General features: G+C 42.7%; 25 protein-coding genes. 10 read left to right on the forward strand and 15 right to left on the reverse strand.

Annotated elements, in window-relative coordinates; genetic code table 11:
• Positions 1-28: 28 nt before the first annotated feature.
• Entirely contained in the window at positions 29-250 is a 222-nt protein-coding gene (locus Q0L00_RS04820) for a DUF2795 domain-containing protein (protein ID WP_026952747.1), read from the forward strand.
• Between the two features lie 61 nt (positions 251-311).
• On the opposite strand, the gene Q0L00_RS04825 is transcribed toward Q0L00_RS04820, so the two are convergent.
• The 5 genes from Q0L00_RS04825 to queA all read right to left on the reverse strand — a co-directional run bounded on the left by Q0L00_RS04825 (position 312) and on the right by queA (position 5,207).
• Complete coding sequence (locus Q0L00_RS04825) at positions 312-1,034, reverse strand: LytTR family transcriptional regulator DNA-binding domain-containing protein (RefSeq protein ID WP_297335732.1); 723 nt, start codon at positions 1,032-1,034, stop codon at positions 312-314.
• Positions 1,031-2,071, reverse strand: coding sequence for a histidine kinase (locus Q0L00_RS04830; RefSeq protein ID WP_297335733.1), 1,041 nt, complete (start codon positions 2,069-2,071; stop codon positions 1,031-1,033). Before Q0L00_RS04830 ends, Q0L00_RS04825 begins: the two co-directional genes overlap by 4 nt.
• A gap of 27 nt (positions 2,072-2,098) precedes the next feature.
• Positions 2,099-2,932: a DUF5668 domain-containing protein gene (locus tag Q0L00_RS04835; RefSeq protein WP_297335734.1), complete on the reverse strand. Its 834-nt coding sequence runs from the start codon at positions 2,930-2,932 to the stop codon at positions 2,099-2,101.
• Between the two features lie 118 nt (positions 2,933-3,050).
• Positions 3,051-3,743, reverse strand: coding sequence for a 2-C-methyl-D-erythritol 4-phosphate cytidylyltransferase (locus Q0L00_RS04840; RefSeq protein WP_297335735.1), 693 nt, complete (start codon positions 3,741-3,743; stop codon positions 3,051-3,053).
• Between the two features lie 414 nt (positions 3,744-4,157).
• A complete protein-coding gene (gene queA / locus Q0L00_RS04845; RefSeq protein ID WP_297335736.1) occupies positions 4,158-5,207 on the reverse strand; it encodes a tRNA preQ1(34) S-adenosylmethionine ribosyltransferase-isomerase QueA in 1,050 nt (349 codons plus the stop codon).
• Between the two features lie 125 nt (positions 5,208-5,332).
• On the opposite strand from queA, the gene Q0L00_RS04850 reads away from it, so the two are divergent.
• Entirely contained in the window at positions 5,333-6,580 is a 1,248-nt protein-coding gene (locus Q0L00_RS04850; protein ID WP_297335737.1) for an ABC transporter permease, read from the forward strand.
• 64 nt (positions 6,581-6,644) lie between these two features.
• On the opposite strand, the gene recA is transcribed toward Q0L00_RS04850, so the two are convergent.
• Positions 6,645-7,673 carry a recombinase RecA gene (recA, locus tag Q0L00_RS04855; RefSeq protein WP_297335738.1) on the reverse strand — a complete coding sequence of 343 codons (1,029 nt, stop codon included), beginning with the start codon at positions 7,671-7,673 and terminating at the stop codon, positions 6,645-6,647.
• A 177-nt stretch (positions 7,674-7,850) separates the two neighbouring features.
• Here recA and Q0L00_RS04860 point away from each other — a divergent pair, with 177 nt between their 5' ends.
• The 8 genes from Q0L00_RS04860 (at position 7,851) to tsf (ending at position 14,835) form a co-directional block, all read left to right on the forward strand.
• Positions 7,851-8,633 carry a DUF3108 domain-containing protein gene (locus tag Q0L00_RS04860; RefSeq protein WP_297335739.1) on the forward strand — a complete coding sequence of 261 codons (783 nt, stop codon included), beginning with the start codon at positions 7,851-7,853 and terminating at the stop codon, positions 8,631-8,633.
• Between the two features lie 149 nt (positions 8,634-8,782).
• Positions 8,783-9,475: a response regulator transcription factor gene (locus Q0L00_RS04865; protein ID WP_297335778.1), complete on the forward strand. Its 693-nt coding sequence runs from the start codon at positions 8,783-8,785 to the stop codon at positions 9,473-9,475.
• 2 nt (positions 9,476-9,477) lie between these two features.
• Positions 9,478-10,557 (forward strand): ATP-binding protein, encoded by a 1,080-nt coding sequence (locus tag Q0L00_RS04870; protein WP_297335740.1) that lies wholly within the window; start codon positions 9,478-9,480, stop codon positions 10,555-10,557.
• A gap of 773 nt (positions 10,558-11,330) precedes the next feature.
• Entirely contained in the window at positions 11,331-12,041 is a 711-nt protein-coding gene (locus Q0L00_RS04875; RefSeq protein ID WP_297335741.1) for a pseudouridine synthase, read from the forward strand.
• A gap of 167 nt (positions 12,042-12,208) precedes the next feature.
• Positions 12,209-12,652 carry a 50S ribosomal protein L13 gene (gene rplM, locus Q0L00_RS04880; RefSeq protein WP_297335742.1) on the forward strand — a complete coding sequence of 148 codons (444 nt, stop codon included), beginning with the start codon at positions 12,209-12,211 and terminating at the stop codon, positions 12,650-12,652.
• A gap of 12 nt (positions 12,653-12,664) precedes the next feature.
• Positions 12,665-13,051: a 30S ribosomal protein S9 gene (rpsI, locus tag Q0L00_RS04885; RefSeq protein WP_297335743.1), complete on the forward strand. Its 387-nt coding sequence runs from the start codon at positions 12,665-12,667 to the stop codon at positions 13,049-13,051.
• A gap of 39 nt (positions 13,052-13,090) precedes the next feature.
• Complete coding sequence (gene rpsB, locus Q0L00_RS04890; RefSeq protein WP_297335744.1) at positions 13,091-13,852, forward strand: 30S ribosomal protein S2; 762 nt, start codon at positions 13,091-13,093, stop codon at positions 13,850-13,852.
• A gap of 152 nt (positions 13,853-14,004) precedes the next feature.
• Positions 14,005-14,835 (forward strand): translation elongation factor Ts, encoded by an 831-nt coding sequence (tsf, locus tag Q0L00_RS04895; protein WP_297335745.1) that lies wholly within the window; start codon positions 14,005-14,007, stop codon positions 14,833-14,835.
• Positions 14,836-15,014: 179 nt separating this feature from the next.
• Here tsf and Q0L00_RS04900 read toward each other — a convergent pair whose 3' ends face one another.
• From Q0L00_RS04900 to Q0L00_RS04940, 9 genes are all read right to left on the reverse strand, one after another.
• Positions 15,015-16,214: a phosphoglycerate kinase gene (locus tag Q0L00_RS04900; protein ID WP_297335746.1), complete on the reverse strand. Its 1,200-nt coding sequence runs from the start codon at positions 16,212-16,214 to the stop codon at positions 15,015-15,017.
• A gap of 108 nt (positions 16,215-16,322) precedes the next feature.
• On the reverse strand, positions 16,323-17,288 hold the full coding sequence (locus tag Q0L00_RS04905; protein WP_297335747.1) for an L-threonylcarbamoyladenylate synthase: 966 nt from the start codon (positions 17,286-17,288) through the stop codon (positions 16,323-16,325).
• Positions 17,281-17,994, reverse strand: a complete 714-nt coding sequence (locus tag Q0L00_RS04910; RefSeq protein ID WP_297335748.1) for a tetratricopeptide repeat protein — start codon at positions 17,992-17,994, stop codon at positions 17,281-17,283. The genes Q0L00_RS04905 and Q0L00_RS04910 overlap by 8 nt, the downstream gene beginning before the upstream one ends.
• Before the next feature lie 30 nt (positions 17,995-18,024).
• Positions 18,025-18,462, reverse strand: coding sequence for a thioesterase family protein (locus tag Q0L00_RS04915; RefSeq protein WP_297335749.1), 438 nt, complete (start codon positions 18,460-18,462; stop codon positions 18,025-18,027).
• Positions 18,463-18,468: 6 nt separating this feature from the next.
• Complete coding sequence (locus tag Q0L00_RS04920; RefSeq protein ID WP_297335750.1) at positions 18,469-19,020, reverse strand: NUDIX hydrolase; 552 nt, start codon at positions 19,018-19,020, stop codon at positions 18,469-18,471.
• Positions 19,017-19,613 (reverse strand): hypothetical protein, encoded by a 597-nt coding sequence (locus tag Q0L00_RS04925; protein WP_297335751.1) that lies wholly within the window; start codon positions 19,611-19,613, stop codon positions 19,017-19,019. The genes Q0L00_RS04920 and Q0L00_RS04925 overlap by 4 nt, the downstream gene beginning before the upstream one ends.
• 4 nt (positions 19,614-19,617) lie before the next feature.
• Positions 19,618-21,528: an ATP-dependent DNA helicase RecQ gene (locus Q0L00_RS04930; RefSeq protein ID WP_297335752.1), complete on the reverse strand. Its 1,911-nt coding sequence runs from the start codon at positions 21,526-21,528 to the stop codon at positions 19,618-19,620.
• Entirely contained in the window at positions 21,529-22,305 is a 777-nt protein-coding gene (locus Q0L00_RS04935; RefSeq protein WP_297335753.1) for an enoyl-CoA hydratase/isomerase family protein, read from the reverse strand.
• 460 nt (positions 22,306-22,765) lie between these two features.
• Complete coding sequence (locus tag Q0L00_RS04940) at positions 22,766-23,338, reverse strand: DUF3575 domain-containing protein (RefSeq protein ID WP_297335754.1); 573 nt, start codon at positions 23,336-23,338, stop codon at positions 22,766-22,768.
• Positions 23,339-23,350 lie beyond the last annotated feature (12 nt).

Here is a 23,350-nt window from a genome sequence, read left to right on the forward strand (position 1 = left end):
AAATCCGGAACTACTTAAAACAAACACTATGTACTGGACACTTGAATTAGCTTCCTATCTAGAGGATGCTCCCTGGCCAGCCACAAAGGATGAGCTGATTGACTATGCCATCCGATCTGGCGCCCCGCTAGAAGTAGTAGAAAATCTTCAGGAATTGGAAGATGATGGAGAACCTTATGAGACCATCGAAGAGATTTGGCCGGACTACCCGACTAAAGATGACTTCTTCTTCAACGAGGACGAATATTAATACCAAAGCCTTGGATTTTTCCAGGGCTTTTTTCATTTATTTTGGCGGGTTCCCATTTTCCTTAAACACCTAAAACCTGCCGTAATCTGCTGTATCCGATCTTACTCACAGGCAGCTTATCTCCGTTTCTCAAAAACACCAAATACGTATCTTTCTGGTAAGGCTCTATCCGGGTGACTGCATTGACATTAATCATGTAGGACCGATGAATCCTCGCAAAACGATCCGGAGCCAATGCTTCCTCCAAAGATTTCATGGTCATCTTTTTTAAGAATTTGCCTCCAGCTGTATAAATGGCGATGTAATCATCCGCTCCTTCAAAATATAAGACATCGGAAACCGCTATGATTTTAATTTCATTTTTGACTCGAACAACAAGACGATTACTTTTTTCGGCCATTTGCTGAAGTCCAGCGGAAACTTGGGGAGCTTCACGGCTGGCTAAAAATTTTTGAATCGCTTGATTAAACCGCTCTTGGGAAAAGGGTTTCAACAAATAATCCATAGCTTTCGCATCAAAGGCTTTCAGCGCATACTGATCAAATGCGGTGGTAAAAATTACTGGGGGAGCTTCGTCTAGCAATTCCAGCATTTCAAATCCTGTGATTTTCGGCATTTGTACGTCCAAAAAAATCAAATCCGGTTGATATTTCTGAATGGCTTTAAGTCCCTCAAATCCATCTGCACACTGCTCGAGTAGCTCAAATTGCGGAAATTCGGAAAGAAATTCACGGACTATCCCTGCTGCCAAGGGCTCATCATCGATAATAATGGTGCGAATCATTTCAGTTGTGGAATTTTAAGCTCAACGCGAAATAGGTCATTCTTTGCTCCTTTGGTCAATAAATCATTTCTACCAAACAGTAAATAAAGTCTTCTCTGGATCGAGGAAAGACCAAATCCAGTCCCATGCTGCGCGGGTGTTGCAGGATCAAAAGGATTTTCTACTGTTAAAATCAAATAGTTTTGTCTTTTCGCAGCATTTAACCGGATATTTACCTCGCCGGTTACGCCATAAAGCCCATGTTTGATTGCATTTTCCAACAGTGGCTGTATTAAAAGTTGCGGTAATTGAAGCTGAGAAGCTTCGGTTGAACTATCAAAATCCACTTGCAACCGATGGCCAAACCGTACTTTCTCAATCTCCAGATATAATTTCAGATAGGCCATTTCCTCCTCCAGGCTGACCCAGGTTTGGTGGTCTTTTCGGATGGTACCTCTTAAAAAATCCGAGAGCTGCAAAACCATTTCCCGGGCTTTTTTGGATTCGGAAATCACCAAAGCAGAAATCGAATTCAAGCTATTGAATAGAAAATGGGGCTGAAGTTGCTGTCGCAATTGAGTCAACTCAGCTTCTTTAGATAACTCCATGATATGCAGTTCCCGCTTTTGGCTGGCCTCTTGCTGTTCCAGTTTGGAGACCACGATGGCAAGTAAAGTAACCATGGCCTCCATCATGGCAAGGATAGCCCATCGCAAATAAAAATGGTTTTTGAGTAACGCATGATAAGACTCCTCTTCCTCAAAAATCCACCCTCCAACATATCGATGAACGAGTACCCCAATCAAACTCAACACCAAGGGTAAAATTAAAAGTAGCCAAGTATTTCCTCCTTTGGGAATATAAAAGCCAAAAATTCGATCCAGCACCACAACTCCCCCCAAAAACACAAGGGCATAAATTGCCGCATCCGTAAGCGCCATCGACAGGCCTAGTCCATAATAACTCAATAGTAAGGCGGTAACCAGGAGCCAGATTAATCCGGCTCCCTGAATCACCCAGTTAGCGCGGGCAGGAGTAGAAAATGCCTTAGAAAACAAATTGCTATTTTTTAGATGAAAAGGTCGTTAAAATGATTTGATTTCCAAACCTCCAAATAAAATCGTTCCTCTCAGAACCAGTACCTTATCCGTGTCCACCTCGGACTGGCGGTAGATTCGCTTATCTTCAACGCCTGCGGCGATATTAGTCACCTCGGTTCGCACATCCCAATGCGGGGGTACAATCAGTTTCATCCCCCCAAAAATCACATCTACCTGCATCGTTTGTACTCCCTGAAGGTCTGCTTGAGACAGATCCAAATCGATCCCTCCAAAGGCTGCGGTCAATTTTCCACCTTGGAAATTCTTGGATAAAATCCGCTTGTTCACTCCACTCAAAATCGCATCAATATTGGCCTTGTCCGAATAGGAAATCCCGGAGGCACCCCCTATTCCTGATTTGCTGTTTTCCTGAGGCCCTGCAGTTTTTGAGGAGTCATCCGAGGAGTCGGTAGAAGCAAAGGCAGAAGAGGAACTTTTAAAAGATTTTTGTTGCATTTTGGACATCACCTCATCCATGACCCGATTTTCTTTTTGTTTTTGAGTAATCAAATAGATTCCCAAAAGAATCAGACCAATCGGCAAGACATACTGCTCCAAGCCAAGGTCAAAGCCAAACTCGCGTTCGGCCAGAAAATAAAACCCAAAACCAAGCATGACTGCCCCAAAGAAGGATTGAAACTGATGTTTAATCAAAACGATGGTACCGATAGCGATGAGAATCATGGGCCAGGAAAGAATCCAGCCGGGAAAGAAAATCCCCAGTTTGCGTAGTAGAATCAGAATACCTACTCCCAAGATGATAAATCCGAATATGAGACCACTCTCATTTTTGGATTTTGGATTAGAATAATTTGCCATTTGCTTTTTGGTTTTATATGATACCCAAAAGTAGTCTGACAACCTAAATTGATCTCTTGTACTTCGCCTAAATCGAGAAAAAGTCGGCCAATACACCGAAAAAGTCGGCCAAATTGAACTAGTTAGTTTTCTTTAGCTGGTCAAGCCCCATCAAATACTCCGCATAAACCAAATCTTCAGGCGTAGTCAGCTTGATATTTTCAGGGTTTCCAGGAATCAAGCTTACCTGCCAGCCCTGATGTTCATAAACCGTTGCATCATCGGTAAATTGCGGCAACTCGGTAACCTGAAAGGCTTTCCGAATTTTTGCCAATTGAAAAGTTTGTGGAGTTTGAACCAATCGAAAATACTGCCGCTCTTGAAAAAAGGATTTTCCATCATCGGTCAATTTTCGGATGGAATCCTTCAATGCCACAACCGCAATCGCACTCCCATTTCGTGCCGCCTCTTCAAAACTTGCCCGGATCACTTCCTGTTTGACAAAAGGACGGACTGCATCATGGATTGCAACCAAACCGTCCTCAAAAGAAATACCACTCAGTCCATTTCTTACGGATTGAAATCGGGAATTCCCCCCGGCTACACAGTGATGGGGAACCGCAAATTGATGGCTTTTCACCAACTCCTCCCAAAGTTCAAAATCGGATTCTGGCAAAACCACAATCAGCTCTATACTGGGATCCACCTGATAAAATACCTCCAGGGTATGCATCAAAACAGGCTTTCCTGCCAGTGGCAAATATTGCTTTGAAACCGGGCCACCCATTCGGGAACCTTTTCCTCCTGCGACAAGAACAGCGGCTTTATTCATGTGTCTCTCATTGATTTTCAAAGGTCAGATAGAATTCTCACATTGACCATACTATCCCTCTGTATGTCGGTTTGGGTCATGCTCGAATTCATTTTCACAATTTTGGAGCAATTTAATTTATTGTAAGCAAATGGGCTATTATCCCAAAGTCACTAAAAAATGAAGTCGAAAAAAAAACTCCCAATTGGGAGCTTTCTAAGCTTTTGTGAACTACCCATTTGCTAAAGACAAATGTGCTTCGTGCTTCACTGCAACTTGCTTACTGCTCCGAAGAGTTAGAAGTCTCACTGTTGCCCCACACGTGTACTCGCAAGTCCCTTACAAGGTTTTAATGTCTTATACCGACTATGAAATTATACTAAATTTGTTGCTTACAGCCAAACCACTAAAGATGGTTTGGTTTTACGCTCCGATCTATAAAATCAACATGGCATCTCCGTAGGAGAAGAAGCGGTATTTCTCTTTAATGGCTTCTTTATAGGCTTTCATGATCAAATCATATCCTCCAAAGGCAGAAGCTGTCATAAGTAAGGTGGATTCTGGCAAATGAAAATTGGTGATGAGCGCATTGGCGATTTTAAAATCGTAAGGTGGGATAATAAACTTATCCGTCCATCCACTGGAGGCCTTCAAGTGATTGCTCGCTGTCACTGATGATTCCACTGTCTTCAATACCGTAGTTCCGACCGCTACTACACGCTTTTTATGATCCAGAGCTTCATTGACCAGCTTCACTGTTTTTTCTGGGATGTTGTAATTCTCAGAATCCATTTTATGCTTGGTTAAATCCTCTACATCCACCTGTCTAAATGTCCCCAATCCCACATGAAGGGTGATAGGTGTAACTTCGACCCCTTGCAGTTCCAATCGCTTCAACAAGTGAGGAGTGAAGTGCAATCCAGCAGTAGGAGCCGCTACAGCACCGACATTTTTGGCAAAAACGGTCTGATACCGATCTCGATCTTCAGGCTCAATTTTTCGTTCAATGATTTCTTTGAGTAGTGGAGTCTCGCCTAAGGTATCAATCGTTTTATGGAATTCCTCTTCGGTTCCATCAAACAAAAATCGGATCGTTCTACCTCTTGAGGTGGTATTGTCAATCACTTCGGCCACTAGGTCAGAATCTCCAAAATAAAGCTTGTTTCCCACTCGGATTTTACGCGCAGGATCAACCAGTACATCCCATAGTCGAAGTTCCGGATTTAATTCTCTCAACAAAAAAACTTCGATCTCCGCACCGGTCTTTTCTTTGTTTCCGTACAATCTTGCCGGAAAAACCTTGGTGTCATTGGTCACGAAAACATCTCCTTCTCCGAAATATTCAATAATGTCTTTGAAGGTTTTGTGCTCGATTTCCCCGGTTTTGCGGTGAACTACCATCAGCCGAGATTCATCTCGATTGTCGGTAGGATACAGGGCAATTAATTTCTTGGGGACGTCAAATTTGAAATCAGATAATTTCATATATAAGCTTTAGATATCTACGCTTGATTAAATCTTTTAGAATTACTCTAAAAAATGCAAAGATAATAACAATAATCTCCAATTTCACGTAACTTGACAAATTGTTTTAACCAACTAGTAAAAGCATGCTGTTTTTCCGATTGACTTGGGAAAGTTTTCTCTTTGCCTTCAGTGCCTTAAAATCCAACCTTACTCGGACCATTCTGTCCCTTCTTGGGGTGACGGTAGGAATTTTTGCCATTATCGCGGTATTTACCCTGGTCGATTCCTTGGAAAACAACATTAAATCCTCCTTTTCCTTTTTAGGAACCAATGTGATCCGGGTCGACCGCTTTCCGTTTGATGGACCACCCCAAAACAGGCCTTGGTGGGAATACATCAGAAGGCCGTATTCTACGGTTTCGGAGTACCGGTTTTTGGAGGAAAATCTTCAAAATGCCGAAGGAGTAACCATCTCGGCTTCCGCGCGAACGACCATCCAAGCAGGAAGCAATGCCTATGAAGGTACCCAGCTTTCCGGGGTAGCCTACACCTATCAGGATGTCTATGATGTAGCTCTGGAAGAAGGTCGTTATTTTACTGAAGTGGAAGTCGGAGGGGCTCGAAACCTTGCCTTAATCGGAAAAAAAGTAGCCAATACCCTCTATCCCAATCAGTCAATAATCGGAAAAGAAATAAAAATCAGAGGATTGAAATTCATCGTCATCGGAGTATTTGAGGAAGAGGGCGAAGGACTTTTTGAACTGCCCTCAAAAGATGAAGCCTGCTTAATTCCCTATGGAGCCTTTAATAAAATGTTTTTTACGGGTAGAAACGGCATTGAGCCTACCATTGCGGCCAAAGGGATGGAAGATGATATTGGCTTGGTGGCTCTGGAAAATGAAATGATCGGATTACTTCGTGCAAAAAGAGGATTAAAACCCACCGTAGAGGATAATTTCACGTTAAATAAAACGGAGTTTATCCAGAACACTATCGGTTCGGTTTTCGATGTAATTTCCTCCGCCGGCTGGGTCATTGGTGGGTTTTCCATCTTGGTGGGTGGATTTGGGATTGCAAACATCATGTTTGTCTCGGTACGGGAGCGAACCAATATCATTGGCATCCAAAAATCACTGGGAGCAAAAAATTATTTTATTCTTTTCCAATTTCTGTTTGAGGCAGTTTGCCTGAGCCTTATTGGAGGCGGTACCGGGATTATCCTAGTGTATTTATTAAGTTTTATACAGCTGGGCACCCTGGATCTGGTCTTATCCATTCAAAATATCATTTTGGGTCTTGGCGTATCTTCAATCATCGGAGTGGTTTCTGGGATAGTTCCAGCTACCCTTGCCGCAAGAATGGATCCCGTAGAAGCGATCCGTACAACCTAAATCAAATGGTTTGAACAAAAAAAGGGAGGCCGAAGCTTCCCTTTTCTTTTTTTCCGTGCAAACCTTATTCCTCTACTTTCCCCTCGGGAGCAGTCGGTAACAAACCGGAAGCCGCTTTGATTTTAACTTCAAGTTCATCCATTAATTCTGGATTGTCCAATAGCAGGTTCTTGACCGCATCTCGTCCCTGACCGAGTTTTTCTCCATTGTAAGAGAACCAAGATCCTGCTTTCTTAATAATGTCAAACTCAACCCCCAAATCGATGATTTCGCCGACTTTGGAGATCCCCTGCCCGTACATAATGTCAAACTCGACTACTTTGAATGGAGGAGCGACTTTGTTTTTGACCACTTTGACTCGGGTCCGGTTACCCAGAATATTATCTGCACTTTCCTTGATCTGACCAATTCTACGGATATCTAGACGGACCGAAGCGTAGAATTTCAATGCATTACCACCCGTGGTAGTCTCTGGGTTGCCAAACATCACTCCGATTTTTTCCCGAAGCTGATTGATAAAGATGCAAGAACAGCCTGTTTTGTTTATTGCACCCGTGAGCTTTCGTAAAGCCTGTGACATCAATCGAGCCTGAAGTCCCATTTTGCTATCTCCCATTTCTCCTTCGAGTTCGCCTTTGGGTACCAAAGCAGCCACTGAGTCAATTACGATAATGTCTATTGCTCCGGAACGGATCAGATGCTCAGCAATTTCCAAAGCTTGCTCTCCATTGTCCGGCTGGGAAATTAACAAGTTTTCGATATCGATTCCGAGCTTTTCCGCATAGCTTTTATCAAAGGCATGCTCGGCATCAATAAAAGCGGCTAATCCACCAGCCTTTTGGGCTTCGGCAATGCAATGCATGGTCAAAGTCGTCTTGCCCGAAGACTCTGGACCATAAATCTCAATTACTCTTCCGCGAGGAATTCCGCCTACCCCCAAGGCCATATCCAGACCCAGTGAACCCGTGGAAATAGCGGGTACATCCTGAACCTTATTATCACTTAGTTTCATTACGGTGCCCTTTCCGTAAGTTTTTTCCAACTTATCAATGGTTAGTTGAAGCGCTTTTAATTTTTCTGCGTTATTACTCATGGATTTAGAATTTTAAAAGATTGAAAACAATGTCTTTACAAGAATTGAATCTGTTAACCAAAACCGGCTACTTTTGGATTCGGATACCAAATTCGTACTTTTCATCACTATTCGGCACGTTTTTTCGTATTAACTCTAAAAATAACGTCTTTTTGTCAGGTATTGTCACAAAAAATCATGAATCAGCTTAGATTACTTCTTCTTTTATTTCTTTTCCCCATCCCGGGCTTTAGCCAACAAGCCGCGACTGTCCCTTTTACCTATGGGGAAGAATTAAATTTCGAAGTAAGTTATGGCTGGATCAATCTTGCTGATGCCAAAATGCAAGTTAGTAATCAGCCGCATATTTACGATCAAAAACCCCATTACAAAATTGATGTTTACGGGGAGACCAAAGGCGCCGCTGCACTTTTTGGCAGAGTGAATGATAACTGGGGAACCTTTTGGAACGGAGAAACACGACTGCCAAAAATTTCCTATCGACATATTGAGGAAGGAAAATATCGCAAACATGAAAAGGTTTATTTTGACCAAGAAAACCGGAAAGCTGAAATGCAGCTGTTCGATCGGGAAAATAAAAATTTAAAAGAGGTCAAAGAATTTGATCTACCAGGCGAAGTGCAGGATTTGGTCAGTGGCTTTTATTATTTACGAAGCCTGGATCTACGAAATATCAAAGCCGGAGATTACGTTACGATCAAAGGTTTTTTTGATAAAGAAATATATAACATAAAGTTAATCTTCGAAGGTACCGAACGAATTAAAACCGAACTGGGCGAAAAAGACACGTTTATCTTTTCTCCGCAAGTTCCAAAAAACAAGCTTTTCCGGGGAGAGTATCCAGTAAAAGTATGGGTCACACAGGATCAGAACAAAATACCGGTAAAAATCAAAGCAAACTTATTTTTGGGCTCCCTCAATTTTGACATTACTTCTGCCAAAGGATTACGATATAATTAAGAAACATAGCGGTAATTTTTGGATAATATTTGCTCCCATTTTTCATCTATTCGCTTTTCAAAATGAAAAACAGCCAGGCAGATGACAAAATATTTGGTAGGTATGCTAGAATATTGCTTAATTTTATCCTGCAAACAAGAACAATCCAAATGGGCGAAAAGCAGAAAATCAAAGTTCTGGTCGTAGATGATGAACCAGATATTGTTGAAATTCTAAAATACAACCTGCAAAAAGAGGGATACGAAGTAGCCACTGCAGAGGACGGAATCAAAGGCGTCAAAACTGCCTCTAAATTTTTACCCGATGTCATTCTTTTAGATATTATGATGCCACATCAGGATGGGGTGGAAACTTGTCTTCAGCTCCGTCAGATTCCAGAGCTGAAAAATACCTTTATCATTTTTTTAACGGCTCGCATGGAAGAGTATTCTGAAGTAGCTGCTTTTGATGTAGGTGCGGATGACTACATCACCAAACCAATCAAACCTCGGGCTTTGATGAGTCGGATCGCAGCGCTTTTCCGTAGGGAATCCAAAAAAGAACAGGAGCAAGCTCAGATCAAAATCAGGGACCTGATCATTGATCGAGGCAGCTACACCATCGAAAAATCCGGCAAAACCATCACCCTACCTAAGAAGGAGTTTGAATTATTGTATTTCCTCGCCAAAAACCCTAATATGGTATTCAGTAGAGATGAGCTTCTTCAGAATATCTGGGGTTCGGATGTCTTTGTACTCGCCCGTACGGTCGACGTACACATCCGTAAAGTCCGGGAAAAGATCGGAGATGACTACATCACTACAGTAAAAGGTGTAGGTTATAAATTCGAGTTGGGCTCCTAAAAATGCTTGCAAGCTCCCGTGGTATTTCATTGATTTTGGCTTTGGCTATTTCGGCTTTAGTAGGGGCTTTTTTGTCTTTAATGGATGATTCTACTGCGGTGCTGATCTTTGTGGCCTCGGGGTTGGCATTCTCAGCTTCTTATTTATTGATCAATATCACCTTGGAGTTTTTGGTCTTTCGAGAGATTGCCAATATTTATTCCTTACTGGAGAAAATCCAAAAGAAAGAACTTTCCCAAATCCCCGAAAAAAGCTCCAGAAGCTCCATCTCTCCCCTTCGGAGAATCAATGCGGTGATTAATTCCTATGCCCTAGCTCGACAAAAGGAAATCGATGCACTTCAGAAAAACGCCGAATTTCGCCGAGAATTTATTGCCGATATTTCCCATGAATTGAAAACCCCCATTTTTGCTACACAGGGTTACATCCATACGCTGCTTGATGGAGCCATTGACGATAAGCAGGTGCGGATGAAGTTTCTCAAACGTGCCGCCAAAAGTCTGGATTCGCTCGACAACCTCGTTCAAGATTTACTAACGCTTAATCAGATGGAAAGCGGGGTGATCAAGTTTGTTTTCAAGGATTTTGACCTGAAGGAAGTCATCGAGGAAGTCATCGAAGAACTCGAACATAAGGCGAGCAAACGTCATGTTCATATTGACTTCAAATACGAGGCGGATAAAAGCTACCTTACCCATGCCGACCGGCAAAAAATCTATCGGGTTTGTCAAAACCTCATTTTCAACGCAGTTAAATACAACCACGACGAGGGAGAAGTCAAAATCTCCCTCAAAGCACATAAGAACCATATCCAAGTGGATATCAAAGACGATGGGCAGGGAATTCCGCCAGAAGATTTGAAGCGGATTTTTGAAAGATTTTATCGGGTAGAAAAAAGCCGAAACAAAAAAGAAGGAGGAACCGGGCTCGGCTTGGCCATCGTCAAGCATATCCTGGAAGGCCACAAAAGCAAAATCTCTGTCAGTTCTACCGTGGGCAAAGGTTCGATTTTTAGTTTTTCCTTGCCCTTGGTGAAAGAAAAGGAGCTGGATCAGACTACCAAAGCAGAACAGCCAGCTTAAAAAAGGTTAGTTTGAAAACTTCGCTTTGTTGAAGTTAAGCAGCGCTATGTTTAATTACTCCCATGATTGGATTGCATTAATCCCTGGAATCCTGCTCATTAAATTCACCGAAGTTTCTTAGAGTCTTTTAAATTAGGTTTAATAATTAAACTTTTCCGATTAATGAAAAATCAAATATTTGTTTTCCAATTATTGTTGCCGAGATGATCATTTCTTGCAAAGAAGCGAATTTGCCCCATTACCCTTTAGAGGGTAATCGGTTTTTTATCAAAGTTTTGGATGAACAGGGTATTGATCTATAGGATCAAAGTCAAGCAGAATCCTTCAAAGTAGATGTCATCAAAATTTTCCAGGAGCGAGCAAGTCAACTCGAAGAATTCTACGAGGGTGGCCTAAGCAATATGCGTCGAAACTTCCGGATTGATCCTCCAAAACAGGATGAAAAGCATCATCGGATGAAATTAAGTATAGCATTTAAGTATAGCATTCGAAATTACGGTGATCCAATGGAATGAATTAGAGGCAGATACCCTTTGTTCGGAAATTAACTATCATGAGACCTCGAATAAAATGTCGGTAAGCCAAGTCTATCATCAAGGAGAATTAAAACATAGCAACATACCTGTACTGTCTAGAGGGGAATTTACAATCATCAAACCAAGGCAATAATCCTCCTGAAAAAATTCTTACTAATCCCTTCCCGCCGGAAGGATTTTTTTTGACCTTTCCTTTCCCTACCTTTGCAAGCTCGTTGAAGAGACACGGGAGAATCCATGAAGAAAGTAGATTTTCAGAAACTTATTCTGTTTGAAAACGAGGATTACCTGGTAATCAACAAGCCGCCTTACCTGTCGAGCTTAGACGATAGACATGAGGCGCAGAACATCCTGGACCTGGCCAAGATGCACACAGCAGATGCCCAGCTGTGTCATCGCTTGGACAAGGAGACCTCCGGCTGTCTGGTGATTGCCAAAAATCCCATCGCCTACCGGCACTTGGCGATGCAGTTTGAAAACCGAAAAGTGAACAAAGTCTACCATGCCGTCGTCGATGGAATCCGCGAATACGATCAGCAGCTCGTAGACCGCAACCTCATCGCCTCGGCCAAAGGAGTCGCCAAAGTTGGCAAAGAAGGCAAGCCCGCCCAGACGGTGTTTCATACCATCAAAACCTATCGGGCACATTCGCTGATCGAGTGCAGACCCATTACGGGAAGATTGCATCAGATCCGAATACACTTGGCCTACCTTCAGTCACCCATATGCGGGGATGAACTTTACGGCGGGAAACCGCTCTACCTTTCTTCACTCAAACGCCGCTTCAATTTGAAAAAAGAGACAGAAGAATTACCCATTATGCAGCGGGTTTCATTGCATGCCTTTTCAATTGGGTTTGAAGGACTGGACGGAAAAGAAATAACCGTGCAAGCTCCCTACCCCAAAGATTTTCAGGTTCTAATCCAGCAGCTGGAAAAAACAACCTGATTTTCATCGAAAAAGACAACTAGAAATTTGGCTTTTTAAGGCTAATCCAATGAAAATTAGGAAGTAGTCTTGGAAATATTTTGCATGGAAAATAAAATACTTCTATCTTTGTGTCCCTTTTTGGGGGTCGAACATATTTAACAAGCTAAAAATTAAACAGTTACACAGTGGATACTTTAAGCTATAAGACCGTATCGGCTAACAACTCGACTGTAGAGAAGCAATGGGTGATTGTGGATGCCCAAGCTGCAGTTTTGGGTCGGTTGGCCAGTGAGGTAGCAAAAATCTTAAGGGGAAAAAATAAGCCTAGCTTTACCCCACACGTGGATTGCGGAGACAATGTCATCGTAATCAACTCAGACAAGGTCAGATTAACCGGTGACAAGTGGGATGCCAAAGTCTATGTGCGTCACACCGGTTACCCAGGCGGTCAGCGAATTTCAACTCCAAAATTATTGAAGCAGAAGTCTTCAACAATTTTGATTGAAAAAGCTGTCAGAGGCATGCTGCCTAAAAACAGATTAGGAAGTAAATTATACGGAAATCTGTACGTATATGAAGGATCTGAGCATCCTCATGCAGCGCAGCAGCCCAAAACCATCACTCTTTAATCGACTGAATTCATGGAAATGATCAACAAAATCGGTAGAAGAAAAACCTCCGTAGCCCGTATTTACATGGCTCCGGGAAAAGGTAATATCACCGTAAACAATCAGGAATTGAACGTGTACTTCCCATTTGATCTGCATCAGATCGTCGTGAAGCAACCTTTAGCCCTTGTAGGCGAGGACGGCAACTACGACATCCAGATCAATGTGGATGGTGGCGGAATCAAAGGACAAGCTGAAGCAGCTCGAATGGCGATCTCCAGAGCTTTGTGTGATTTTAATGAAGAGCACAGAGGTCCATTGAAAAAAGAAGGATTCTTAACTCGTGACCCGAGAATGGTCGAGCGTAAGAAGCCAGGACGTAGAAAAGCAAGAAGAAGATTCCAATTCTCCAAGCGTTAATCGGAGCTATTCTTCCATCAATAGAAAACAATTTTATTCATGTCAAAAATCGAATACAAAGACTTACTGGATGCTGGTGTTCACTTCGGACACTTGACGAGAAAGTGGGATCCCCGTATGTCTCCATATATTTTCATGGAGAAAAACGGTATCCACATTATCGACCTTAATAAAACGCTTGCCTGCCTCGACGAAGCATCCGCTGCAGTGAAGCAAATCGTACGCTCCGGCAAAAAAGTGATGTTTGTCGCTACTAAGAAACAAGCGAAAGACTTGGTAGCTGATGAAGCTCGTCGTCTTAACATGCCTTACGTAACCGAAAGATGGTTAGGTGGGATGTTGACTAACTTCGCTACGATCCGCAAATCCTTGAAAAAGATGTCTTCCCTTGAAAAAATGATGAAGGAAGATGCCTACAAGAATATGGCGAAGAAAGAACGACTGATGATCACTCGTCAGAAAGAGAAAATGGAATCGGTACTTGGCGGTATCGCTGACCTGAGCAGACTTCCTGCAGCCCTTTTTGTAGTGGACATCAAAAGAGAACACATCGCGATTGCTGAAGCACAAAAGCTTGGTATCCCTGTTTTCGCATTGGTCGATACAAACTCAAACCCGAACGAGGTGGATTTCCCTATCCCAGCCAATGATGATGCATTCAAATCAGTAAACCTTTTGGTCAAAGCTTTTGGAGCAGCCATCGAAGAAGGTCTTGCAGAGCGCAAGAAGGACAAAGATGACGCTAAACTTTCTGAAGAGGAAGAAGCAAAGAGAGCTGTAGATGCTGACACCAAAGAATAAGTCACATCTCCTTTGATTTGAAATAGTAAAAAATTGAACATCAGGCTCCGGTCGATGTTCAATTTTTTGTTTTATCTACTTTTCGGAAGGTCTTCAAGACTTCCGGCACTCAAAAATTACAAAATCGTTTAATTCAATAAATAGCTTATAAAATGGCAATTACTGCACAAGAAGTAAACAAGCTGCGCCAAATGACCGGTGCAGGAATGATGGATTGTAAAAAAGCATTGACTGAGGCTGAAGGCGACTTCGAAAAAGCAGTCGATATCCTTCGTAAGAAAGGTCAAAAAGTATCTGCTTCCAGAGCGGACAGAGAAACCAAAGAAGGAGCTGTTGTGACTAAAGTGACTGAAAACGGTGCTAAAGGAACCCTTCTTTCTTTGACTTGCGAAACTGATTTCGTAGCTAAAAATGAGGAATTCGGTGCTTTCGCCAATACGCTTCTCGATTTGGCAGTAGAAAAAGGAGCATCTTCAATTGAAGAAATTCTTGCCTTGCCTTTCGAAAACATCACCGTAGCAGAGAAAATCGTCGAAATGACCGGTAAAATCGGTGAGAAAATCGAAATCTCTCATTACGAAATCGTCAGTGCTGAAGCCGTCGTTCCTTACATCCACTCCAATGGCAAATTGGGTGTATTGGTAGGATTAACCAACACAAGCGGAGCAGACGTAGAAGAAGCCGGTAAAGATGTTGCCATGCAAATCGCAGCGATGAACCCGGTAGCAGTAGACAAAGATGGGGTAGATGCCTCCACGGTAGAAAGAGAAATCGAAGTAGGAAAAGAGCAGGCAAGAGCAGAAGGAAAGCCAGAAGAAATGCTAGAAAAAATTGCCTTGGGTAAATTGAATAAGTTCTACAAGGAGAACACCCTTCTTAGCCAGCAATTTGTCAAAGACAGCAGCAAAACCATCGCTCAGTACCTTGACAGCGTAAGCAAAGGAATGACCGTTTCTGCCTTCAAACGCGTTTCCATCGGGTAATCATTTCCGAATAAATTAAGATCAAGATCCCTTCTGGATAAATTCTGGAAGGGATTTTTTTTCACAAGACCTTGATGTTCCCCTCCTTTATTTGCGCAAATCCCATGATTTGACGTTGATCTTATAAACAAAAAAACAGCTGAGTTTTCCCAGCTGTTCCCTTTGCTAATTTGATTTTATTAGGGCTCCAAGGCGGCTACACCCGGAAGTACTTTACCTTCCATATGTTCCAGTAAGGCTCCTCCACCGGTAGATACGAAAGAGACCTGATCTCCATAGCCAAACTTATTCACCGCTGCAGCAGAATCTCCACCCCCGATCAGGGAGTAAGCCCCATTCCGGGTAGCCTCAGCTACCGCTTCAGCAATGGCTTTAGTCCCCTTATCAAAAGACTCCATTTCGAAGACACCCATAGGACCATTCCAAAGGATGGTTTTAGACTTAAGCACTGTTTCTGCAAAAATCTTTCTGGTGTCAGGTCCGATATCCAGCCCCATCCAACCGTCAGGAATTTCTCCTTTCTTGGCCAAACCCTGTTCTGCATCATTGGCAAAGGCTTTGGAAATCACCGTATCCACAGGAAGGATCAAGTTGACTCCTTTGGCTTTGGCCTTTTCCATCAATTCCAAGACAAAATCCAACTTATCGGCCTCCAGTAACGAATCCCCTATGCTACCACCCTGCGCTTTGGCGAAGGTGTAAGACATTCCACCTCCGATAATTAGGTTATCCACTTTGTCCAAGAGTCGTTCGATAATCAAAATTTTATCCGAAATCTTGGCTCCCCCCATAATTGCCGTGTAAGGCCGCTCAGGATTACCCAAAACTTTGTCCGCATTTTTTAACTCAGACAACATCAGATACCCACAGACCTTAATATCAAAATACTGGGCAATTACCGCTGTAGAAGCATGGGCCCGATGAGCTGTACCAAAGGCATCATTCACATAAATATCCCCAAGGCTAGCTAATTTTTTAGCGAACTCTTCCTCTCCTTTTTCTTCTTCTTTGTAAAAGCGAAGATTTTCTAAGAGCAAAACCTCTCCTGCCCTGAGACCTTCAGCTAAGTTCTTTGCCTCACTCCCTATACAATCCGGAGCGAATTTCACTGATTTACCCAAGGCCTTTTCCAGCGTCAACACAATGTGTTTTAACGAGAACTTATCCTCTGGCCCAGTTTTGGGCCTCCCAAGATGAGACATGAGAATGACTGCTCCGCCATCATTCAGGATTTTATTGATGGTAGGAAGCGCTGCTTGAATTCGGGTATCATCAGTAACTTGAAAATGATCGTCTAGGGGAACATTAAAATCAACCCGGATCAGGGCTTTCTTCCCTTGAAAACTTAAATTGTCGACATTTTTAATTCGTGGATTCATAAAATAGGTGTTATATAGATTTCAGAATATTCTAAATTGGACTTCAAGTTATTAAAAATTCGGCCAAAAATCAGCCGTCTTTTGCGGCCATTTAAACTTTCCACCTAATTAGTTCCCAGCAGAAGCCCGCTGAAGTCGATCATTAATCGCTCTACCCAATCCTTCCTCTGGGAGTCGCTCAGAAAGAATGAACTCTACCTCCAATTCGTCAAGCTCCCGCATGGCGGCAAACAGCTTTTGGGCCGCCTCTCTCAAATTCCCCGATTCACTCAGTTGAATTTGTCGATTGGTCGGCACCTCTTTAAAATTCGTTTGAAAACTCAGGACGGCAAAATCATTCCCATTTTGATTGTAGTGGGAAACTAATTGATCCAAATCTCCAAGAATCAATCGCTTTCGTGGAGCATAATGAGACTCTAAAAGACCAGGAGCAGCGGGATTGCTACTGCTGTGAGTTTTGACCTGTACCTCTCCTACCAACGATTCTAGCTGAGAAAGTTCCAACCCTCCCAATCGATAAACCGTCACCTTTTCATTTTCCAATCCAACAATGGTACTTTCCAATCCCACCTGGCAAAGTCCTCCATCCAAAATATATGGGATTTGATCCCCCAATTGCTTCTGAACATGGGCCGCTGCGGTAGGACTGATATAACCAAAGGGATTGGCACTGGGTGCTGCCAATGGAAAATCCAAACTGGCCAAAAGGGATTGAGTTAATGGGTGATTGGGTACTCGAACAGCCACCCGATCTAGACCCGATGTCACTAAATCGGGGATACATGACTTCCTCGGCAAAAGCAAAGTCAAAGGCCCCGGCCAAAATGCCTCAGCAAGTATTTTTAAGGAATCAGGAAACTCGCTTACAAAATCAGTGACTCGAGAACAGGAATCGGTATGGATGATCAATGGATCAAAGGCAGGTCTTTTTTTTGTTTCAAAAATAGATGCAACCGCATCAGGATTTAAGGCGTTTGCTGCCAATCCATAAACTGTTTCAGTAGGAATTGCGACCAACTCACCTAGTTCCAGCAGCTGTTTTGCCTTAATGATGTCTTGACCAATTTCAGCCATTTTCACAAAATTCGTCAATCCAGGATTTAGCTTCGGTATAGCCGAGACTTAGCGCCATTTTCAGATCCACGCAGCCTTCCTCCTCTTCCCCTAGCGCACTCATACGAGTCACTCCAAGCAGGTAATACGCCGCAGCATTCTTCCCATCCAGATTTACCGCATTGGTTAAGGACTCCATCGCCCCGAGCGGATCATTATTGCCCAGTTGGGCCTTGCCTTTGTTGAAATGAACCAAGGCTTGATTCGGATTAACCTGAAGTGCCATATCAAAATCAAATAAGGCGTCTTCATAAGCTTCCATTCCCAAGAGCGCCAAACCCCGATTGTAATAAATATCGGTTTGCTCAGGGTCCAATCCATTGGCCATATTGTAATCGGCGACCGCTTCTTTGAATTTTTTGAGTTCTAAATTTGCATTGGCCCGGTTAAACCAAGGCTTGTAACTCGTAGAATCAGCTTGGATGGCTGCTGAAAAAACTGGAATTGCTTCCTGAAAGTCACTTTGCTGAAAAAGCGCCACTCCCTTGGCATTTAATGCAGTGGCTTGACCGGGATTTTGTTCAAGGACGCGATCAAAATAGCTGATAGCCTCAGACCAGTTCTGTTCATCCATTTTTGCGATACCTGCTTGCATTAATTCCTCTTCACTGGGACTACAAGCACTAATGATCAGGGTCAAAACCCCCACTATCCAAAGATTCTTCACAGTAAATTAATTTGCCGCAAAGATAGGCATTCAGGTGGTCTTTTTAGGCATTTCCTCCAATTTTGCCCGCTGCGTGGCAGGAATGGGAACAGGTTTCATGTTTTCCATTTCTACAGAAACCATGACACAATGTGAACTGGCAAATATAATTTCTTCCCCCATTGAGTCTTGACCAAAAAGTACCTGATTTAATGAAAAAGAGGAATTACCGATGTGGGCGACGCTTACGCCTATTTTCAAATTATCTTTTAAGTGAACGGGGCGAAAATAGTTGATTTCGATCTTGGCCACCACGGTACCGATTTCCAGGATATTCCAAGCGCAATGACGATCTAAAAAATCTGCCCGAGCATGCTCGAAATAATTGAAATATACCCCATTATTGACATGCATGTACCCATCAATGTCAGAAAAACGGATTTGGATTGGGGTAAAGAATTCAAAGTCTTCAGACCTAGGTATCGTCATGGAGATTTAAAGAAGAATTTCCGATTTGCTTGTTTTCTCTAGCATGCGCAAAATAGACGGGTTATAGCCTATCATATCCACCACAGAATCAAACGTAAACCAAGCCAGGGAGACGCTTTCATTACTCATGACCAATTTTTCCTGAATATCGGCCTCAATTAAAAATCGCACATCGTAATGAAAATGCTCGGGAACGTGAGGACGCTCCGGAATGATATGCTTGTCCAAATCAAAAATGGAGGTCTCCACCAACCGAAGATTTTTAAGGCCACTTTCCTCCTCTGCCTCATTCATTGCAACTTCGAGAAGATTTTCATTCCCATCGGCATGTCCTCCGAGCTGAAGCCATCGACCAAGTTTGCGATGCAAAGTCAATAGCGTATGCGTCCGCTGTGGATTTACAATCCAAGCAGAAGCTGTAAAATGACCCGCTAATCGCTCTCGACTGTAGGCCAATGGATCGTCGGTTAACCCAATAAACCCCTCAATAAATGCGGCTTCCTCCTCATAGGGAGTGCGGTATTTTTGGAGTTGATCTTTTAAAGTCAGTCTGTTCATTTTTCTAAATTGAATACATTATCCATCAATTGCTCAAAAGGAATAGCGTCTTGATACAATCGATCGGAGTAAACTGTGACTACTAATTTGAGGTAACTGGGTTGATTATTAATCGTAATTTTTTCGATACTGACATTCCCGTAAAGTTGGGAAATCAGCTCATCCGGTTTAGGGGCTTGTAGAGGTGGTTTGAGGTAAAACTTTTCAGTTGTTTTTACCTGCTCGTTTATTTCTTCAATTTTTCTATCCAAGCTCACCTGCTGATACCCCAAAGCTAAGATTCGGCGAGAAAAAGCCAAGAAAAGTTTAGAAAAACTTTCGGGGGTCAAGGGATCCTCGTAGGTCACTGCAAACCCATTGGCATAGGGAGATTCGAGTAGATGAACCTGCGGTGAATCGTTAATTTGAGATTTTTTGAAATGGTAGTTTTTGTAAATCCTGCCCAAAAGAGTCATTCCTTCCGAAGAATAAATCCACTGATCAATTTGATTTAAATCTGCAGGTTTCAACGTAAAATTCTCTTTGTGATTGATCGGAGTTTTTTCGGACCCTTTAAAAATTTTACTCAATATATCTTCTAGAAAATTACCCATAATGTTAAATTGAAATGGTACCCGATGGACCTATCCGAACGGATCCCTCTTTGGAGATTTTCTGAAGCACTCCCAAGGTATAGGAATTTTTGGGTATCCGCATGGCATCAAATAAATCACTTTGATTTAACTCCCCCGACTCAGCTAAAGTTTTCAGGATTTTCTCAATCAATGCTTTTTCTCGACTCTCGGGGTCCTTGTTTTTCTTGGTTTCTACACACCAATCACAATTCCCACAGCTCTCTAAGACCTTTTCTCCAAAATACTCCTGAATAAATTGAGTCCTACATATAACATCTTGATTGGCATAAGCTACCATACTTTTGGCCTTTTCGACTGTCAGTTCCCTGCGCTGAGCGATCCTGCGGATATTCAAGGGCAACTTCGCCGCATCGTATCGAGGGGTCAAAAAAGTGATTTGAGGCTTATCCTTTCGTTTTTGGTAGTCTAGGACTTCCATTTGTGCCAGTTGATCCAAAAAATGGATCAATTGACCTTCTGGTATATTGAGTGCCTTTGCTAGCTTGGATTCATTGATCACTAAGTATTCGGTGAAGAGGTTCCCCCCGTAGGTACGCAAAAGAATCTTAATGACTGGGTCCAACTTGGCGTGAGCGATTTGAACTTCGTAAAGCTGCTGGGAATTGACCGAAAAATTGATTTTGGAGGGACTATAAAAACGCTCGTTCATTCCAATAAATCCTTCTTCCTCAAGAACCATAAGCGCATAAAAAGTTTCCAAAACACCGAGATTGTAGGTTTTAGCAAATTCGCCCCACTCGAAATCAAAGCTGCTGAGCATATTACTTCCCACTGCTATTCGGAAATAATTAGCCAAGCACTGATAGACTTTTCGAACAAAATCGATCGGCGGATAAACCAGGACCGAACGGCCCAATACCAATTCAAAATCTTCTTCATTGCAAAGCAAAACCGCATAGGATTTTTTCAAATCTCTACCTGCCCTGCCGGCCTCCTGGTAGTAATTTTCGAGGTTTTCTGGCAAATCTGAATGAATAACCACCCGCACATCCGCTTTGTCTATTCCCATTCCAAAAGCATTGGTGCTGACCATTACCCGAATTTGATTGCTCATCCATTCTTCCTGACGTCGTACTCGCTCTACCATGGATAAACCCGCATGATAGGCACCTGCAGCAATCCCCATCTGATTCAGCACTTTGGCGATCTGATGAGTGGCTTGCCTATTTCGTACATACCAAATTGCCGTTCCCGGAATCCTGTTTAAAATTTCTTTTCCTTTTTCCAGCTTATCTTTTACCATTCTGACATTGAAACTCAGGTTCTTTCGGGCAAAGCTTTGCCGGAAAATTGCTGGATTACTCAGTTCCAGTTTTTCCTGAATATCCTTCTCAACCTGGGGGGTGGCTGAGGCCGTCAATGCCAGCACAGTTACTTGAGGATGAAAAGGTCGGATCGCAGCAATTTCTAAATAAGGAGGACGAAAATCATACCCCCACTGGGAAATGCAATGGGCCTCATCGACTGCGATCAAATTGACTTTCATCTGCTTAAATCGCTCAAGGAATAAATCTGATTTTAGTCGCTCAGGGGAAACAAAAAGAAACTTAAAATCCCCATAAATGCAATTATCCAAGGTCCGGTCTATTTCCCGATAATTCATCCCAGAATAAATCGCCGCAGCTTTGATCCCCCTTTTTCGTAGGTGATCGACTTGATCTTTCATCAGGGCAATCAAAGGACTCACCACCAAACAAATCCCCTCTTTGACTAATCCAGGAATTTGGTAGCAGAGAGATTTCCCCCCTCCTGTCGGCATCAGAGCAAGCGTATCCTGATCAGCCAAGACCGCCTCGATCACCTCTTTTTGAACAGGGCGAAAATCATCCCAGCCAAAAAACTGCTTTAATATCTCCCTTGCCTGATTTTCCACTTACCAATTAATTGTCTCCTTATTCAAGAATGTCGCAATTCCTTTTTTGCAGTCGGCATGTGAACGAGCCTTCGCATTGATCTCTGCGGCGTTTTCCAAAGCCAGCTTTCGCTCCTTAGCATGAAAGCTACGCAAAAGTGCCTTAGTTTCCGTCATGGAGTTACCGGAGTTTTGATTGGTTAGTTTGCTGGCAAAATCCAAGACCGATTTCTCCAAAAAATCTGAAGGAACAACCGAAGTGATTAATCCCAATTCGGCTGCTTTAGAAGCTGAAATTAGCTCTCCAGAAAGCAACAGTTCCTGTGCTCGGGAAGCCCCAATTTGCTCTTGCAAAAAGACAGATACCAGCGCAGGAATAAACCCAATGCGAACTTCGGTATAGCCAAAAAGTGCCTCAGGAACTGAAAAAGCAAAATCACAAACGGTCACCAGACCGCAACCTCCAGCTAGCGCATGCCCTTGGATTTGGGCAATCACCACTTTTGGGAATTCGTAAATCCGATTAAACATCCGCATCAATTGCTGACTGTCCGAGCGGTTTTCAGCAGCCGAAAACTGCTGTAAATTCTGCAAATACGAAAGATCAGCTCCTGCACAAAACGCCTTCCCCTCGGATCGAATTCTGACAACTTTGACCTGGCTATCCTTCTCAAATTCATCCAATATTTCCAACAATGCCTGAACCAATTCTGGACTCATAGCATTTCGCTTCTCCGGACGGTTGAGTGTGATTGTTCCAATTCGATTTTTACTAGATTTTAAAACTATATTTCCCATAGTTAGAAATTTTCTGAGCAGTCAAGTTAGCAGTAGAATGGCCTTTCGCCAAAACTGACCCTAAAAAAGAATTCGAAAGGAATTTCTCTTTCCCTTTCACAACACCCTCCCTTTCTTATCCCACTTCCTAAACTTGAGATGGGTTTTTCCTATGTTTGAATTCCGCGGATTTGTTAAAACTTCGTCCTCCCCTGGAGACTATCTTTTCCCAATGGATAAATGGCTGGGATAATGGGTTAAAAATTAGAGCTGCATTTACCACTAGACCTAAACCTGGTCAATAGGTTTCTCATTTATTAGGAGTGAAGTTGATCGAGAGTATCCATACCCCCAAAAACGGCAAAACCTCAGAAAGGATTGCCTAAAAACCTCAGCATGAAATTCTTTTAAGCCTAAGGTATTCGAAAGATAAGTCAAAAAAATAGCCCCGGATGGGGCTTAAAACTGGCTATGTATTGATTTAGAATCGGTATCCTAGGCTAAACCCACCGTTTAACTCGATTCGGGTAAAGCGTGCAGAAACCTCATCGCTGAAATTTCGAGCAACACTGACATAGGGTCCAAAAGCAAAATTAGAAGAAAGCTCCCATTTATATCCTCCACCGACTCCGATCATAAACGAGTTCATATTGGTCGTAATAACTCCCTCTACTCCCGGCTCTTCAAAATCGCCAAAGCGTAATTTAGCCAAGGGAAAAAGATGGAAGCGTCCATTGAGTCCATTTCCAAAATAAAAATTCATCGCTGCTTGAAGTGAATTGGTTTTATACTCTTTCCCGCTTCCTTGGGAGTTAAACCCAAATCGATCATTGATATGAACCTGAAAATCAAGAGAGTGATCATCTGAAAGGTATTTCTCATATCCAGCTTCAATCGATCCCAGTGCAATCAAATTCAGGAAATTCAATTTAACTTCATTACTAAAGTCTCCACGGGAGGTACTAATGGTGTTCCCACTACTAGAGATCACCTGTTGGGCCTGAACAGCTCCCAAACCAAAGATAAAAACGAGTGCAAAAATTATTCTTTTCATACCTGAGTAAGT

This window comes from Algoriphagus sp. (genome assembly GCF_024305035.1).
Classification (GTDB): Bacteria; Bacteroidota; Bacteroidia; order Cytophagales; family Cyclobacteriaceae; genus Algoriphagus.

Bases quoted from the DNA above. Each gene is read 5' to 3' on its own strand.
- Q0L00_RS04900 (WP_297335746.1), bottom strand. From the start codon at position 16,214: ATGAATCCACGAATTAAAAATGTCGACAATTTAAGTTTTCAAGGGAAG.
- rpsI (WP_297335743.1), top strand. From the start codon at position 12,665: ATGGAAATGATCAACAAAATCGGTAGAAGAAAAACCTCCGTAGCCCGT.
- Q0L00_RS04825 (WP_297335732.1), bottom strand. From the start codon at position 1,034: ATGATTCGCACCATTATTATCGATGATGAGCCCTTGGCAGCAGGGATA.
- Q0L00_RS04935 (WP_297335753.1), bottom strand. From the start codon at position 22,305: ATGGGAAATATAGTTTTAAAATCTAGTAAAAATCGAATTGGAACAATC.
- Q0L00_RS04940 (WP_297335754.1), bottom strand. From the start codon at position 23,338: ATGAAAAGAATAATTTTTGCACTCGTTTTTATCTTTGGTTTGGGAGCT.
- Q0L00_RS04915 (WP_297335749.1), bottom strand. From the start codon at position 18,462: ATGACGATACCTAGGTCTGAAGACTTTGAATTCTTTACCCCAATCCAA.
- queA (WP_297335736.1), bottom strand. From the start codon at position 5,207: ATGAAATTATCTGATTTCAAATTTGACGTCCCCAAGAAATTAATTGCC.
- rpsB (WP_297335744.1), top strand. From the start codon at position 13,091: ATGTCAAAAATCGAATACAAAGACTTACTGGATGCTGGTGTTCACTTC.
- Q0L00_RS04860 (WP_297335739.1), top strand. From the start codon at position 7,851: ATGAATCAGCTTAGATTACTTCTTCTTTTATTTCTTTTCCCCATCCCG.
- Q0L00_RS04870 (WP_297335740.1), top strand. From the start codon at position 9,478: ATGCTTGCAAGCTCCCGTGGTATTTCATTGATTTTGGCTTTGGCTATT.
- Q0L00_RS04840 (WP_297335735.1), bottom strand. From the start codon at position 3,743: ATGAATAAAGCCGCTGTTCTTGTCGCAGGAGGAAAAGGTTCCCGAATG.
- Q0L00_RS04925 (WP_297335751.1), bottom strand. From the start codon at position 19,613: ATGGGTAATTTTCTAGAAGATATATTGAGTAAAATTTTTAAAGGGTCC.
- Q0L00_RS04905 (WP_297335747.1), bottom strand. From the start codon at position 17,288: ATGGCTGAAATTGGTCAAGACATCATTAAGGCAAAACAGCTGCTGGAA.
- recA (WP_297335738.1), bottom strand. From the start codon at position 7,673: ATGAGTAATAACGCAGAAAAATTAAAAGCGCTTCAACTAACCATTGAT.
- Q0L00_RS04865 (WP_297335778.1), top strand. From the start codon at position 8,783: ATGGGCGAAAAGCAGAAAATCAAAGTTCTGGTCGTAGATGATGAACCA.
- Q0L00_RS04920 (WP_297335750.1), bottom strand. From the start codon at position 19,020: ATGAACAGACTGACTTTAAAAGATCAACTCCAAAAATACCGCACTCCC.
- Q0L00_RS04835 (WP_297335734.1), bottom strand. From the start codon at position 2,932: ATGGCAAATTATTCTAATCCAAAATCCAAAAATGAGAGTGGTCTCATA.
- Q0L00_RS04875 (WP_297335741.1), top strand. From the start codon at position 11,331: ATGAAGAAAGTAGATTTTCAGAAACTTATTCTGTTTGAAAACGAGGAT.
- Q0L00_RS04850 (WP_297335737.1), top strand. From the start codon at position 5,333: ATGCTGTTTTTCCGATTGACTTGGGAAAGTTTTCTCTTTGCCTTCAGT.
- Q0L00_RS04820 (WP_026952747.1), top strand. From the start codon at position 29: ATGTACTGGACACTTGAATTAGCTTCCTATCTAGAGGATGCTCCCTGG.
- tsf (WP_297335745.1), top strand. From the start codon at position 14,005: ATGGCAATTACTGCACAAGAAGTAAACAAGCTGCGCCAAATGACCGGT.